This window comes from Pseudomonas sp. s4 (genome assembly GCF_046764235.1).
In the GTDB taxonomy this organism is placed as follows: domain Bacteria; phylum Pseudomonadota; class Gammaproteobacteria; order Pseudomonadales; family Pseudomonadaceae; genus Aquipseudomonas; species Aquipseudomonas asiatica.
In genome coordinates this window covers 4133648-4147571 of sequence record NZ_CP177209.1, presented here as the reverse complement: position 1 = coordinate 4147571, position 13924 = coordinate 4133648, and the positions used below count along the sequence as shown (strand labels likewise).

The following is a 13924-nucleotide window of genomic DNA, read 5'->3' as shown; positions in this document are numbered from 1 at the left end:
TTCATTCGCTCCTGATCGCCCAGAACTGCAGTTCCAGCCCCGGGAACTCCCCCGCGACGTGGATACCGAAGCCACTGGATGCCTCCATGCCCGCCCAAGCCGGGGAACGACGGTCCAGCTCGAAGTAGGTGAAGCCTGCATGGAAGGGCAGATCCCGAGGTGCCACGGGCAGCGGCACCAGTGGAATCCCCGGAAGCTGCAGCGGCACTACCTCGTTCAACGACTCCAGCGAGACGACCTTTGCCTTCTGCACGAACATTCGACGCAATGTCTGAGGCGGCATGTGGGCTCGCACTGCCAGAATGAAGTCGGCTTCGTCGATCAGGCGGCGATCCTCCAGCGTGGTTGTCAGCAAGCCGTACTCCAGCGTCTCCAGCGGCAGCGAAACGGCGCGAGGTTGCAGCACCGTGCTCAGTGCCCGGCGTAGCGTGTCCTCCAGCGGCTTGAAGGAGGTGCGTAGCGCGGTATGGTGATAGGCGGGGTATTCCTGCGGCAGCCGGCTCTCGTCGGTAAACGTCACGAACTCGCCACAGGCCTGGCTCATGCACAGGTACAACTGTTCGGGGTGGGTCTGCCCTTGCCTGGCCAGATGCTGGAAGCATGGCCACCAGCGGTTCATGGCCTGCAGCAGGTTGAAGTCACGAATGTCGGCGATGCCGGACTGCCCTGAGGCGCCAATGCGGGCGGCGAGGTTGCGCGCACGTTCGCGCAGGGAGTTGGTGATTTCTTCCAGGTACCGTTGCAGCGCGGGTACGGCGCGCACTGAAACGCTGGTGGGATAGAAGCCTTCATCCAGTTGCAGGCTGCCATCGGGGCGCCGCTCCAGAATGCGCGTCACGGCCAGGCGGGTGTAGGCGCTGCTGTCGTCGGCCTTGCGTTTGAGCTGCAGGTTGGGCACCGCCAGGTCAACCTGCACCAGGTCACCGTCGGCGCTGTGCGTGTCCTTGATTTCCAGGGACTGGGCGCTGTAACGGAAGTTGGCGGGGTTATCGGGCCAGCTCACCTCACGGCCACCTTCGGTGCGCAGCGGCAGGCACAGGTAGATCTCGCTGTCCTTCGCGCCGTCGTCTTCGATTTCCAGCGGTGGCGGTGGTGGCAGGTCTGCAGGGATATCGAACACCGTGCCGTCCGGCATGATGCCCCGTGCACGGGTGATGGCGACCTTGCCCAGGCTCAGATACTCGTCGTTCAACTGCAATTCGCTGAAGCCATAGAAGGCTGCGTTCAGGCTGCCAAGACGTTGATGCAGGGCCGCTTCGGCGGCACGGGCGGCCTGTTGGAAATGCTGCGGTTTGACGAACAGGCCTTCCGGCCACAGGACAGGGTTACGTGAACTCATGAGCGCTCCATGTCAGCGTGAGTAAGCGAGAAGGGCGGGGTTACAGGCGCCATCAGTCTTCCTCCTTGAGCAGGAGCTGCGTGTCGTTGAGCAACACCGACAGGATGATCTGGTGCCCGCGGGGCGGAATGCGCAGCACCTGGCTCCAGGTGGCGTTTTCCTGGTTCCGGTAGTCGGCGATCACCGCGACGAAGCGCGTTTCGGCCTCGATGGGCGCAAAGGGGATGAACTTGAACTGGCCAGGGCGCAGCAGGTAATCGTCATCGCGTATGTAGGTGCTGCGCAGTGCCTGGGCAGGGTCCTTGTCCAGCAGTTCGTAAACGCTGTTGCGCAAGAGAGAGTCGTCGCGCAGTTGCAGGATCTTCACGGCCATGGGCGTAGCGACGGGTTCGGTGGCCACGGTGGTGGTGCGCGGCAAGGTCAGCACCACGGTCGGGTCGTCGTAGCTGCCCGGGGTACTTTCTTCCATGGGGGAGCGCGCCGGATCCTCGCCATCGTCAACTGGCGAATCGACGGGCGACATGGCCGGGAACTGTTCCAGCAGATACTCGAACAAGGCCCCGACTTTCTCGGTCAGCACGTAGGGGTCGCCTGCGCTCAGGCTGACCGCGTAAGGGCTGGGCTCCACAACCGGCCCGGGCTCGGGCGCGACCTCAAGGCTGTTCGGGTTGCCATTGAGCGTTGGGCTGGCGTTGATGCTGAACGCGACCTGGGTGGGGTGTTCCCCGGGCGGTCCGACGGGCAATGACGGGTCCATCACCACCTGGCCAATCTTGCTCAGGGACGTGCAACCCGAGAGCCCGATCAGCGCCGTCAGCAGGCCGGCCACGAATGTCGGACGCATCATGGGCGTTCTCCTGCAATCAGGCGTTCCAGTGGGCTCTGCTGCGCCGGCCCTGCCTCTGTGTCCAGTGCCGCCAAGGGGTCGTTGCCCATGCCCGGTTCGAATGCCGAGCAGATGTCCGCGACAGTCTGGGGGGCGGCTGCAGCGGCATGACAAGCCTCGGGTGGAACATCCAGCAACCAGTGATCAAGGGTTCTCTGTTCAGGGCTGAACAGGTCCTCCAGTGAGCGTGCATCGGCCTGCGCAAGCTGGGCCTGCAGCCGATAGGCGCCAATACGCAACTGGTCACCCTCGAGCAGCCGCCTGGCGGTAAGCGACCCCAGGCTGTGGAGGCTGTCGTTCAGGTAGGTACGCTGACAGCGATCGATGACGCAGAAGCTGCCCTCGATCCAGCGGATCTCGCAATGGATCGGTGCAACGGTCTGCTCACGATCGTTGATCCGCCAGGTGGCCTTCGCGCTGCCGATGGTGCCGCCTGTGCAGTCGAACTGATGTCGGGCAGTGACGTTGTGTTGCAACTGATCCAGGTTGGTGATGCTCAAGGTCAAAGTGCTCATGAGCGCCCCCGGAACCGCACCACAGGGCTGCTCTGGCCGTGACGGTCATCGACGAAGCTGGTCCAGCCCAGGTAGGCACCCAGGCTACGGTGCAGGCAGAAGGGCGGCAGTGCGTTCTGCTTCAGGCGCAGCTCCAGGTCATAGGCCAGGCCATCCCGCAGCAGGAAGTCGATCAGTGCCCGTAACCGGCCGAAGTTGATGCCGCTGGGCAGCAGGTCACGCAATTGCGCTGGGTCGAGTTCGCTGATCACGATGGTGAACTTGCTGCTGCGTGTTCGCGTGCGGCTGCCCACCATGAAGGTGCTGCCCAGCTCGCCGTTGCTGCGGCCAAGGCTGACCAGTTGCTTGGCGGCAGTGGGGACCGAGCGGGTTTCGAACTCGCGGATCTGTACCTGCTTCAAGTCGAAGCAGTGGGCGATGATGCCGGCGACCGTGCCCGGCGCACGGCTGCGGCTGGCAATGACGCCGGCGAAACTGAGCAGCCGGCTCCACGGCAGTGCCGTGTCCCCGCGCAACTGCCTGTCATTCAACCCGAGCAGGGCAAAGATGTACTGGGAGAACCCATCGGTAGCTCCCGGCTGAAAGCGGATGTAGTAGCGATATTTACGCCAGATGCGATGCAGCAGGCTGAGCAGGTAGTGGTTGAAGAAATCGAAGAACGCCGGCCGCACACCGATGCCCTGTGCATGCTCGTATGCCACCTGCTCCAGGTAATAGGTGGGCAACGGCGAGTCGGTGCCATGCAAGCCCATGAAGGTGGTGCACACGCGATAGCGGTCAGCTTCCCCGGGCATGCGTTCGACCTTGTATATGTCGGAAACCGGGAAACTCAGCCGCGGGTCACTGGCAAGCCGCACCCTCAGCCGGGTGGCCTGATCTGGCCAGCGTGGTTCCAGGTCATCCCCGTGCAAGCCGTGCAGGCGTTCCAGCAACTGGAAGTAGTTGTACTGGTGCGCCTCGGCGAACAGCTTGTCGGCTAGATCAGCGGTTGCTTGCCGGTCTGGATTGGCCATGTGTAGTGCTCGTTGTTGGTGGTGTTGATCACTTCCAGTTGGTGGAAGGAATTGATGCTGGCGTACAGGGCGAAGAAGTGCGCGAGCACGCAACCGAACAGGTACAGGTCGCCTTCGCAGAGGAATGCGCTTTGGTCCAGCTTCAGCCGCGTGCGCAAGCCACGAATGGGCTGGCCCTTGATCAGCCAGTCCAGCGGCTCTGTTTGCACATCACGGATGCCATCGAGGCGTTTGCGGGTGGTGCGTGTCTGCTGGATGTCGTGCAAGGCCGCGAAGTCGTAAGCGCGGATGACCGCTTTCAGCGGCTCGGCCGAGAGCAGCGACAGGTAGTTGAGCGACATGTTGGAGATCAGGGCCCACTGCAACTGGCCATCCAGCACCGGCCGGTAGGGGCGGGTGGGAGCACAAATGTTGGTATAGGTGGCCAGGGGCGGCGTGATCTCGGTGAGCACGTTGATGTCATCGATACCCAACGCCAGCGGCAGGTCGCGGTTGGTGCAGGTCAGGTCGATGGACGCTGTTTCCAGCTCGCCAATGTAGGCGTTGGCATCGGCGCGCACGAAAGCGATGCGGTGGGTGACGCCATCACCGCGCAGGGAGTCCTCGAGTGTATAGCGGTAGTACAGCGCCGTGCGCCCTTGCACATGCTCGATCTCATGGGCGAACGACTCGAAGGGGCGGAAGGTTCTCAGGTGTTCGCCGGTACTTCCGTCTGTCGTGGTGCGGGTGCTGATGACCCGATCGACACTGAAGATTTCATAGGCGTGCAGCTCCTTGCCTCTGGGCACAAGCTCGACCTGGGCGCGCCGGTTGGACAGGTCGATGGGCTCGGCGCTGTGGCTGAGCAGGTTCACTGCCGGGGTGCAGAACAGGCTGAAGTCTGCTTTGCCGACACGCAGCGAATCCGGCAACTGTCGGGTGAAGTGAAACTCGAGGCCTACCCGCTGAGTCGCTTGATCAGGCCAGATTTTCTCCAGGCCGGTGATGCTGACGAAGTGGAAACGCTCGGGAAATACGAAGTACTCCTGCAGGATCCGGTAACCGTCAAAGACGTTCTGTGGGTAAGGCAGCAGCGCTTCGTCCGGGCTGAAGCCTGGGAACACGATGCTGCTGGCCGGCAGCCGGCGTACCCCACCATTGACTGTCACGCAGACATGCTTGAGGTATTGAGCGATCCACAGGTACAGCGTGCGGGCAGTTTGGGTGTCACCGCTCAGATGAAAGTCGAGGCTGGCGCAGCCCAGGGTGTTCAACGGCCGCTCGACCAAGGTTTGCAGGCCGATGCGAACAACCGAACTGTCGAGTGTCTGGGTTGCGTTCACCGACTCGATCTCGAACGGGTGAATGTCCACCGCCGTGCAGGTGCGGAATTCGCAGGGCACCCCATCCACGGGGCTGGAGAACAACCGCGAGCCTTTGGCGATGGCTTGCGACTGGCTGAGCGCTTGCTTGCGCGGCGTGAACTGGATGATCGTGGCGCTCGGCAGGGGCCGCAGGTAGTTGGGCCACAGCAACTGCAGCATGGGGTGCGTCAGTTCGGGCAGGTCGTCCTCCAGCTTGAGCCGCAGTTTGGCCGTGAGGAATGCAAAGGCTTCCATCAGGCGTTCGACATCCGGGTCGCTGCCACCCTTGCCGAGCAGGCGGGCAAGTTGTGGGTTGTCCTGGGCGAAGTCGTTCCCCAGTTCATGGAGGTAACGCAACTCTTCGCTGAATCGGTCCTTGAGTGACATAGGTCACCTCACTCGGGTGTGGCGGTTATGGCCATTGACCAGCAGCTCCAGTTGCAGCTGTTCCGTGTGGTTGTTGACCTGCACGTGGCAGTCCAGCCTGAAATGCAGTTCCAGCGGGGCATGGCAATCGGGGACGGCCTTGAGCGCGCGCACGTGCACACGCGGCTCAAAGCGCTGAATGGTGCGGCGGATGTCCGCGCTCACCTGTTTCAGCAGGTCGCCGCTGCTTGCGTCGTGCCCGTTGAAGTCACTCAGGCCCAGCTCAGGGCTGCTTTGCGAGCAACCCTGGCGAGCATTGAGCAGCGTTTCCAGGTGGCGCTTGATGGCGGCGAACTTCTGGGTAGCGTTCTCTTGCCTGGACGGCACCCGGCTTGCGAGTTGATCCGTCACCAAACGGTCGAAAAATCCACTCATTGGGTATCAAGCCGGCCGACCAGGGAGATCTCGAAATTCGCCCCCATGTACTTGAAGTGCGGGCGCACGGCGAGCGAGACCTGATACCAACCCGGGTCACCGGCAACGTCCGACACCTCGACCCTTGCAGCACGCAACGGGCGGCGGCTGCGCACATCGGCTGACGGGTTCTCCTGGTCGGCCACGTACTGCCTGATCCATTTGTTCAGTTCGGACTCAAGGTCCTTGCGCTCTTTCCAGCTACCGATCTGTTCGCGCTGCAGCACCTTGATGTAGTGGGCCAGCCGGTTGACGATGAACAGGTAGGGCAGCTGGGTGCCGAGCTTGTAGTTGGTTTGCGCTTGCAGGCCTTCCGGGGTCTTGGGGAAGTTCTTCGGCTTCTGTACCGAGTTGGCCGAGAAGAACGCGGCGTTGTCGCTGTCCTTGCGCATGGTCAGGGCGATGAAGCCCTCTTCGGCCAGCTCGAACTCCTTGCGGTCGGAGATCAGGACTTCGGTCGGAATCTTGGCCTGCAGCTGACCCAGTGACTCGTACAGGTGCACCGGCAGGTCCTCGACGGCACCACCCGACTGCGGGCCGATGATGTTCGGGCACCAGCGGTAGCGGGCAAAGCTGTCATTGATGCAGCTGGCCAGCAGGAAGGCGGAGTTGCCCCACAGATAGTTGTCGTGCTGCCCGGCGATGTCCTCGTCGTAGGTGAAGCTCTGGACCGGGTTTTCTTGCGGGTGATAGGCAGAGCGGAGCATGAATCGCGGCCCGGTCAGCCCGGTATGACGGGCATCCTCGCTTTCGCGGAACGCACGCCACTTGGCATGCCGGGGGCCGGCGAAAATGTCCTTGATCTCCTTCAGATTGGGCAGTTCTTCAAAGCTGCTCAGATTGAAGAACTCAGGAGAGGGCGCCGCGAGAAAAGGTGCGTGTGCCATGGCACCGACCGAGGCCATGTAACTCAGCAGTTTTATATCGGGAGAAGAGGGGCCGAAGCTGTAGTTGCCAACCATCGCAGCAACGGGTTCACCACCAAATTGGCCATAACCTGCGGTGTAAACATGCTTGTATATGCCGCTGCAAGTGATGTCGGCGGCATTCTCGAAGTCATCGAGCAAGTCATCTTTGCTGACATGCAAGACTTCAAGCTTGATGTTCTCACGAAAGTCGGTTCGGTCGACCAAAAGTTTGAGGCTGCGCCACGCGGATTCAAGTTGCTGAAACTTGGGTTGATGCAGGATGGCATCCATCTGCTTGCTGAGCACTCGATCCAGTTCAGCGATCATCTGGTCGACACGATGTTTGTTGATGAGTTGATCAGGGTCATGGCTTTTAAGGATCTCGGCAATAAAAGCAGATACACCCTGGCGAGCGACTTGATAGCCCTCTTGAGTAGGTGCCAACTTGGTTTCTGCCATGATCTGGTCGAGCAGGGTGGCGTTGCTCAGTGGTTCGGTTGTTGTTTCAACCGCGACGGTCGTGCTGTTTTGCTTTGGCATGGGGACGCTCCATTGTCTCAGTCTTCTTTTGGCGCCTCGAGCACCAGGTCAAGTTCTTCAGCCAGTTGTTTGCGTGCCTGTTCGTTATTCAGCAGGTGCTGCAGTTGCTTGCGGAACGTGGGCACGTTGCCCAGTGGGCCTTTCAGCGCGACCAATGCCTCGCGAAGCTCCAGCAGCTTGTTCAGCTCCGGTACCTGGCGGGCGATGCTGTCTGGCCCGAAATCGTTGATGGACTTGAACTGCAGGTTGACCGCCAGCTCTGCGTCGGGGGCAGTGCTGAGCATGGATGGCACGGACATGGCGAGGCTGACATCGGCGTCGTTCAACACATTGTTGAAACTGTGTTTGTCGATTCGCATGATCGAACGGTCTTCCAGCGCGCGGGCATCATCCAGGCCGAAATCGCCTAGTACCAACATCTTGTGCGGCAGCTCTACCTCGGCTTGTTCGCCGTCGGTGGCCGGTACGTACTTGATGTTTATGCGTTCTTTGGGTGCAACGGAGCCTGAGCTTTTATTCATGGATGTCAGCCTTCGTGAAGTTTGGATATATGTAGGAAGCGTCCTACAAAGTTATGTTTAAATTTAAACGTAATTGGAGTCTCGCTATGTGCGTGTAAAAAACCATGCACCGAAAAAATATTGTGCGTCGAGTGTGAAAGTGTAAGGAAATATTTGGTTGTGAATATGATTTTTTCTGTACTAGCCTTTGTTTCGTTTCGGTGCTCCACTATTCGGTAGTTGTGTGGATGACTGCTATTAAACCGTGACTGGCCAGTCGGGTGGCACTGTTGCAATATTTTACGAGTGAGTAAAGCCAATATGATTCTTCGCTATGCATATGGCGTTGGCCTTTCGATGTTGCTCTCCCTGGCGCCAAGTTTGGCAAGCCAGACCAGGGACTGCCCGCAGATCGTCTCCAACGTCGAGCGCTTGGCTTGTTTCGATCAGGCCGCTGGCACCCCGGCACATGTGACGAAACTGCAATGGTCCGCGCCGGAGCAGGATTCGCCCACGCTGCGTCGTGTGATGACCCATGAGGCGGGGCGGTCGCCGGAGGAGCTGACGTTTCGCCTCGAAAAAGGGGATGACGGGCTGATGATCTCGGCGCCCGCAATCGCTTCGGTCGCACCGCACCCCTACCTGGTGATCAGTTGTGTGCAGAACATTTCCAGGTTGCAACTGGTTACCGCACAACCCGTCGATACCGGCCGGGTGATGGTGCGATTGCAGGGGGAGCGTGGCTCCACCCTCGCTACACCCTGGCAGGTGACGGAGAACGGCCAGGTGCTTGACGCTGGCAGGGGCTTGCCGGGCATCGAGCAGATCAAGCCACTGATCGGGGCCCATCGCATTCAGGTCGAGAGCGACAACCCAGCCGTTGATGGGCTGGTTTTCGACGCTCAGGGGCTGGACCCACTCATCGATGAGGCGCGCAAGGCATGTCGCTGGTAGCAGAGGTCACCGCACAGGAAATTGCCCGGTTGCTTGCCCCCATCGACGCGCAGAACCGTGCCGGCCTGTTCGATGTGGAGAACGAAACCTACCAGGCCATTGACCAGGAAATGGTCAAGCTGGGTGGGCTGCAGGAGCCTTCCATCGACTGGGCCTATATCGAAGAAGCGTCCCGCCAGTACCTGGGCCAGGAGTGCAAGCACCTGCGCATTGTCGCGCACCTGGGTGTCGCTTGGCTGCGCAGCCAATGCTGGGAGCGCTGGGGTTTGACCCTCGCACTGCTGGCCGGCATGGTCGAAGCCTATTGGGAAAGCGCATACCCGAAACCGGGCCCCAAAGGGTTCCTCGGCAAGCGCAAGCTGGTTGGCATGATGCTCAACCGTTTGCTCGTGGCGTTGCCGCGCCTGGACCGCTTCACGTTCAGCCCCGCGCACGCCGCGGCGGCTCAGGGCGCGCTGCAACGCCTGCAACAGCAGCGGGAAGCAGCGCAGCTCGATGAAGCGGCCCTTGGCGAACTGGAGCGCCTGCTACGCAAGCACACGGAACTTTCAAACGGCCTTGCCGAGCCCACCACGGACAAGCCCCCTGCAAAGGGCATCAAGTCTGCGCCACTGGCCGAGGTCATTGCCACGCCGACGCCCCGTGTGTCGTTGGGCAACGAGCGCGAATCACGAAGGGCCATGCTGACCATGGCCGAGCTGATCAATCAACAGGACCCTTACGATCCTGCTGGCTACCAGTTGCGTCGGTTCGGCTTGTGGGCGCACATCCAGACGCCGCCTCAAACCAGGCAGGGCAACCGCACGGAGCTGATGGCGGTGCCGCAGGACATTGCCGGGGACTATGAAGATGCCATTGCCGCTACTGCAATCGACGCGGCCCTGCTGCAGCGGATCGAAAAGAGCGTGACGGCTTGCCCCTACTGGATTCGCGGCAGCTTTCTGGCAGCGAGCGCTGCCACGCGGCTGGCGATGGGCGAGGTGGCTGAGGCCATTCGCGCTGCGACCGCGCGGTTTGTGCAGCGCATGCCCGCGCTGCAGCAGTTGTGCTTCAGCGACGGCAAGGTATTTGTCGATGACCAATGTCTGGCGTGGCTCAGGGGGGCGCAAGGGCAATCCGATTCGGACGCAGCCTCTCAGGAATTCGCCACGTTGCGAGAGGAGTTGGCCTGCCAACTGGAAACCAGCGGCGTGGAAGCGGTGTTGCTCAGGCTGCAGGGCATGCAGGCGGACTTCCGCAGCCTGCGTGAGCGCTGCCATACCACGGTGATCGCGGCTGATCTGCTGGCTGCTCGGGGCGTGTCCTGGTTGGCCCAGGACTTGTGCGCAGGCGTTGCCCGAACGATGCAGGAAACCACCGCCAGCGCCTGGGAGCCTGCGGTGTTTCAACGCCTTCAGCAGTACGCGTGCACGGTCCATCAAGGGCTGATTGGAACAAGGAACGGGAGTCAGGATGAATCAACTGTGGAAGCATCTTAAACGTTGGGGCTTGCCCCTGGTGGCCCGTATCGGCCTGGCCATGCCGCTGCTGCTCGGGTTGGGTGCCGCATTGATGCTGGTTGCAATCTGGTGGCTCGGCCCGCAATGGGTCTGGCGCGGGCAGCAGCCGCTGGCTAGCGTGGCGCATCGCGGTTTGGCCAGCCTGGCGCTGGTGTTGGTGCCGCTACTCTGCTGGCTTGTGGTGCTGCGCAGGCGTTTTCGCCGTTTGCAGGCCGAACGCAAGCAGGCGGTGGACGCTGAACTGGACAACGTGTTGCCTTTCGTCCAGGCACAGGAGAAAGCCTTGGACCAAGGGCTGGCACGCTATCTGGACAATGCGGGTGGCAGGCGTGCCTTGTACCGACTGCCGTGGTATCTGGTGGTGGGCGACCAACAGGCCGGCAAGACCAGCTTCATCGACCGTACCGAACAGAGTTTTTCCCTGACCCGCATCGACAAGGCACAAGCGCGAGGCAGGCAAGCGCAGGTGCTGGCTTATCCGATAGGCTGGTGGGTCAGTAACGATGCGGTGATCATCGACCCGCCGGGCGCTTTCGTCCGTCAGGAATCGTTGGCAGGTTCATCAGCCGAGGAGTCAGACACGTCGAAAGCGCCACCCGCCACCTCGGCCAGGTTGTGGGAACACATGCTGGGCTGGCTGGTACGTAACCGAAGCCAGAGAGCACTAAATGGCTTGCTGTTGGTCGTTGACCTGCCTGCGCTACTGCATGGCACGCCTGAGCAACGTGTCGCCTTGGCGCATGTGCTACGCACGCGGCTGTATGAAGTGAGCAGTCAGTCGGGCTCGCGCCTGCCGCTGTATGTGGTACTGGCCAAATTCGATCTGCTGGACGGTTTCGACCAGCTGTACGCTGGGCTTCCTGCCGCCATGCGGGAAAACATGCTGGGCTTCACCTTCAAACTGGATGCGGTCGGCACGTTCGATGCCTGGCTGGATGAATATGGCGATCATTACGATCGGTTGATAAGGCAATTGTTTGAACAGGTAGTGGACCGGCTCGATGTATTGGCCGGTGCGCCGTTGCGAGTTCGCTTGTTTTCGTTGCATGCCCAGTTGATCGGGCTGCGTCCGATACTGTTGGCCTTCCTGAAAGAAACCCTCGCAAGTGACCGTTTCACCACGCCTGCCTTGGTACGTGGCGTGTACTGGTCTTCGGTCTTGCAGCAGGGCGACATGCTCAATGCGTTCGTGCGTGAGGCGGCACAGCCGTACAAGACCGAGTTTCCGCTGCGTGAAGGCAAGGCGCAGGGGCAGGCGCTGGTCTACTTCATTCAGCACGCCTTCCGGCGAGTCATCTACCAGGAGGCCGGCCTTGCCGGGGACAATATCAAGGTAGCGCGCAGCAAACGTCGGTTGCTCTGGGTGGGGTCTGCAGTAGGCGTGCTGGCCTTCAGTGTCGCCATCGCCAGTTGGCAACGCTACTTTGACATCAATGGCGCCAAGGCCGCCAACGTGCTCGCCAAGAGCAGAGAGTACAGTCATCACGAAGTGGACCAGCGTCTGGACCCCACCGGGCGCAACCTGCTGGAACCGCTGGACCAGATACGCGATGCCGTGTCGGTGTTTGGCAACTATCGTGCCGCGTGGCCAGGTGTTTCCGACCTTGGCTTGTATCAGGGGCGCGCCATTGGCCCTCGCGTCGATGAGGCCTACCTGAGCTTGCTCTCCAGGCGCTTCCTGCCAGCCTTGGCCAGCGGTGTGATCGATGCCATGGACGCTGCGCCGCCGGGCAGTGAACAGCAGATGGCTGCGCTTCGGGTTTATCGAATGCTGGAGGACCGCCAGAGCCGCCGCCCCGAATGGGTCGAGGACTGGATGGCCCGCCAGTGGCAACAGAAGTTCCCCGGGCAGGGGCAATTGCAAGGCGACCTCATGCGGCACCTGCAGTATGCCTTGGCCTATGCCGATACCGATCTGCCGCAGTATCGCCAGCGTATTGCAGAGGTGCAGCAGGTCCTGCGCAAGGTACCTTTGCCAGAGCGGGTGTACGCGAGCCTGAAACAGCAGGCTGGAGAGCAGTTGAATGCCGGCCTGGACCTGCGTCATCAGGTGGGGCCAGCGTTCGATGTGGTGTATCAGTCCTCACCCGGCTTCAGGCAGGGGGAGGGTGTCCTGATAGCGCCAATGCTCACCGCCAAGGGCTTCAAAGAGTACTTCGAACCACGTAGTCAGCGGTTTGCAGATATGGCCATGATCGACCAGTGGGCACTTGGAGAGCGTGGCCAGCTCGATTACTCGGATGCCGACCGGGAGGCGCTGGGCGAACGGCTGCGTAACTTGTACAGCGCCGATTTCATTGACAGTTGGCGTCGTGCCTTGAATGCCTTTTCGGTGGCTGACTTCCGCGACCTGGATCATGGCGTAGCGATCCTGGGGCAGTTGACCGGGCCAGCAGCGCCCCTGCATCGGTTGCTGGACACAGTGAGGGACAACACTTCGCTTTCATCAGCCGTTGTCGCTGAGGCACCCGGGGAGCTTGAAGCGTTGCGACCGACAAGTGGCAGGCCTGATCAACAACAGGCCTGGGCCATTCAGCGGGCCTTTGCCGGGCTGAGTGCCATGCTGCAGGCAACCGGTGAGAAACCCAGCTACTACGATGAAACTCTTGGTGCCATCGCGGCCGTGCACGACTATGCCAAGGCGGTGCAAGACAGCCCCGACCGAGGCAAGGCCGCGCTGCAGGCCGTGCATCAGCGATTCTCGATGACAGGGCAAGACCCCATCGGCACCCTGCAGCGGGTGGCCACCGGCTTACCGGAACCGATCAACCAACAGGTCAGAAAGATGGCCGATCAAGCAGCACAGGTGCTGAATGTCGAAGCCCTGCGCGAATTGGAGCGACGCTGGGACGCCGAGGTATACAGCTTCTTCCAGCAGCGCCTGGCAGGGCGCTACCCCTTTGTCGTGAAGGCTCCCGACGCCTCGCTGGACGACTTTGAGGCCTTCTTCGGGCCGAAGGGGCGGCTGCAGCAGTTCCATGATCAATACCTGAAGGTCTTCCTGAGGGATAACCTCGAAGCCCTGCAGGCCGGCCAGCAGGGGCAGTCGCTGATCCGCAGTGATGTGCTCGAACAGCTGGAGCGGGCAGATCGTATCCGCGAGACCTTCTTTGATCAGCGCGGCAACCTGAGTGTGCAGTTCAGCATCGAGCCGTTGGGCCTGAGTGCCAACCAGCGTACAAGCTTGCTGGACCTGGACGGCCAATTGATTCCCTACACCCATGGCCCGAGCCAGATCACCGGTATCGTCTGGCCCAATACCTTGGGGCAGCAGGTGCGTAGTAACCTGACCTTGCTCCGGCAGAACGGGAACAGCAGCAGCCTTGAGTACCGTGGCCCCTGGTCGATGTTCCGCTTGCTCAGCCGTGGCTCGCTCAATGGGCGCACGGCGACCAGCGTGGACCTGAGCTTCAGGACCGGCGATGGCGTGATGCGCTACAGGCTTAACGCGCAGAAAGCCTTCAACCCTATAACCCAAGAGCCTTTCAAAGGTTTCCAGTTGCCACGAGGGTTGTTGCAGAAGTCGCCCAAGCTGGGGCCGACCACGCAGGCCGGCTTGTGAGGGTTGGCTTGGGAGTACGGTGCGA

General features: G+C 61.2%; 11 protein-coding genes. 3 read left to right on the top strand and 8 right to left on the bottom strand.

What is annotated here, in order from left to right; genetic code table 11:
- Position 1: 1 nt before the first annotated feature.
- The 8 genes from tssK to tssB are packed head-to-tail and all read right to left on the bottom strand — an operon-like array spanning position 2 to position 7905.
- Positions 2-1339 (bottom strand): type VI secretion system baseplate subunit TssK, encoded by a 1338-nt coding sequence (gene tssK / locus ACK56M_RS19305; RefSeq protein WP_054572465.1) that lies wholly within the window; start codon positions 1337-1339, stop codon positions 2-4.
- A 52-nt stretch (positions 1340-1391) separates the two neighbouring features.
- Positions 1392-2186 carry a type VI secretion system lipoprotein TssJ gene (tssJ, locus tag ACK56M_RS19300; protein ID WP_054572466.1) on the bottom strand — a complete coding sequence of 265 codons (795 nt, stop codon included), beginning with the start codon at positions 2184-2186 and terminating at the stop codon, positions 1392-1394.
- Positions 2183-2740, bottom strand: coding sequence for an FHA domain-containing protein (locus ACK56M_RS19295; protein WP_054572467.1), 558 nt, complete (start codon positions 2738-2740; stop codon positions 2183-2185). Before ACK56M_RS19295 ends, tssJ begins: the two co-directional genes overlap by 4 nt.
- Positions 2737-3753, bottom strand: coding sequence for a type VI secretion system baseplate subunit TssG (gene tssG, locus ACK56M_RS19290; protein WP_054572468.1), 1017 nt, complete (start codon positions 3751-3753; stop codon positions 2737-2739). Before tssG ends, ACK56M_RS19295 begins: the two co-directional genes overlap by 4 nt.
- Positions 3717-5483: a type VI secretion system baseplate subunit TssF gene (tssF, locus tag ACK56M_RS19285; protein ID WP_411958936.1), complete on the bottom strand. Its 1767-nt coding sequence runs from the start codon at positions 5481-5483 to the stop codon at positions 3717-3719. Before tssF ends, tssG begins: the two co-directional genes overlap by 37 nt.
- 3 nt (positions 5484-5486) lie before the next feature.
- Positions 5487-5897 carry a type VI secretion system baseplate subunit TssE gene (gene tssE, locus ACK56M_RS19280; protein ID WP_025339895.1) on the bottom strand — a complete coding sequence of 137 codons (411 nt, stop codon included), beginning with the start codon at positions 5895-5897 and terminating at the stop codon, positions 5487-5489.
- Positions 5894-7384: a type VI secretion system contractile sheath large subunit gene (tssC, locus tag ACK56M_RS19275; RefSeq protein ID WP_015271028.1), complete on the bottom strand. Its 1491-nt coding sequence runs from the start codon at positions 7382-7384 to the stop codon at positions 5894-5896. The genes tssE and tssC overlap by 4 nt, the downstream gene beginning before the upstream one ends.
- Positions 7385-7401: 17 nt before the next feature.
- Positions 7402-7905 carry a type VI secretion system contractile sheath small subunit gene (gene tssB / locus ACK56M_RS19270; RefSeq protein WP_003258364.1) on the bottom strand — a complete coding sequence of 168 codons (504 nt, stop codon included), beginning with the start codon at positions 7903-7905 and terminating at the stop codon, positions 7402-7404.
- 360 nt (positions 7906-8265) lie between these two features.
- Here tssB and vasI point away from each other — a divergent pair, with 360 nt between their 5' ends.
- Genes vasI through tssM form a run of 3 tightly spaced genes read left to right on the top strand, consistent with a single transcriptional unit; the run spans position 8266 to position 13899 of the window.
- On the top strand, positions 8266-8838 hold the full coding sequence (gene vasI, locus ACK56M_RS19265) for a type VI secretion system-associated protein VasI (RefSeq protein ID WP_411958935.1): 573 nt from the start codon (positions 8266-8268) through the stop codon (positions 8836-8838).
- Positions 8826-10316: a type VI secretion system protein TssA gene (gene tssA / locus ACK56M_RS19260; RefSeq protein WP_015271026.1), complete on the top strand. Its 1491-nt coding sequence runs from the start codon at positions 8826-8828 to the stop codon at positions 10314-10316. The genes vasI and tssA overlap by 13 nt, the downstream gene beginning before the upstream one ends.
- Complete coding sequence (tssM, locus tag ACK56M_RS19255) at positions 10291-13899, top strand: type VI secretion system membrane subunit TssM (protein WP_280168101.1); 3609 nt, start codon at positions 10291-10293, stop codon at positions 13897-13899. The genes tssA and tssM overlap by 26 nt, the downstream gene beginning before the upstream one ends.
- Positions 13900-13924: the final 25 nt, after the last annotated feature.

What these genes read in the sequence shown, in the direction of transcription:
- tssC (WP_015271028.1), bottom strand. Translation starts at nt 7,384, where the DNA reads ATGCCAAAGCAAAACAGCACGACCGTCGCGGTTGAAACAACAACCGAA.
- tssE (WP_025339895.1), bottom strand. Translation starts at nt 5,897, where the DNA reads ATGAGTGGATTTTTCGACCGTTTGGTGACGGATCAACTCGCAAGCCGG.
- tssA (WP_015271026.1), top strand. Translation starts at nt 8,826, where the DNA reads ATGTCGCTGGTAGCAGAGGTCACCGCACAGGAAATTGCCCGGTTGCTT.
- tssG (WP_054572468.1), bottom strand. Translation starts at nt 3,753, where the DNA reads ATGGCCAATCCAGACCGGCAAGCAACCGCTGATCTAGCCGACAAGCTG.
- tssB (WP_003258364.1), bottom strand. Translation starts at nt 7,905, where the DNA reads ATGAATAAAAGCTCAGGCTCCGTTGCACCCAAAGAACGCATAAACATC.
- tssM (WP_280168101.1), top strand. Translation starts at nt 10,291, where the DNA reads ATGAATCAACTGTGGAAGCATCTTAAACGTTGGGGCTTGCCCCTGGTG.
- tssF (WP_411958936.1), bottom strand. Translation starts at nt 5,483, where the DNA reads ATGTCACTCAAGGACCGATTCAGCGAAGAGTTGCGTTACCTCCATGAA.
- tssJ (WP_054572466.1), bottom strand. Translation starts at nt 2,186, where the DNA reads ATGATGCGTCCGACATTCGTGGCCGGCCTGCTGACGGCGCTGATCGGG.
- ACK56M_RS19295 (WP_054572467.1), bottom strand. Translation starts at nt 2,740, where the DNA reads ATGAGCACTTTGACCTTGAGCATCACCAACCTGGATCAGTTGCAACAC.
- tssK (WP_054572465.1), bottom strand. Translation starts at nt 1,339, where the DNA reads ATGAGTTCACGTAACCCTGTCCTGTGGCCGGAAGGCCTGTTCGTCAAA.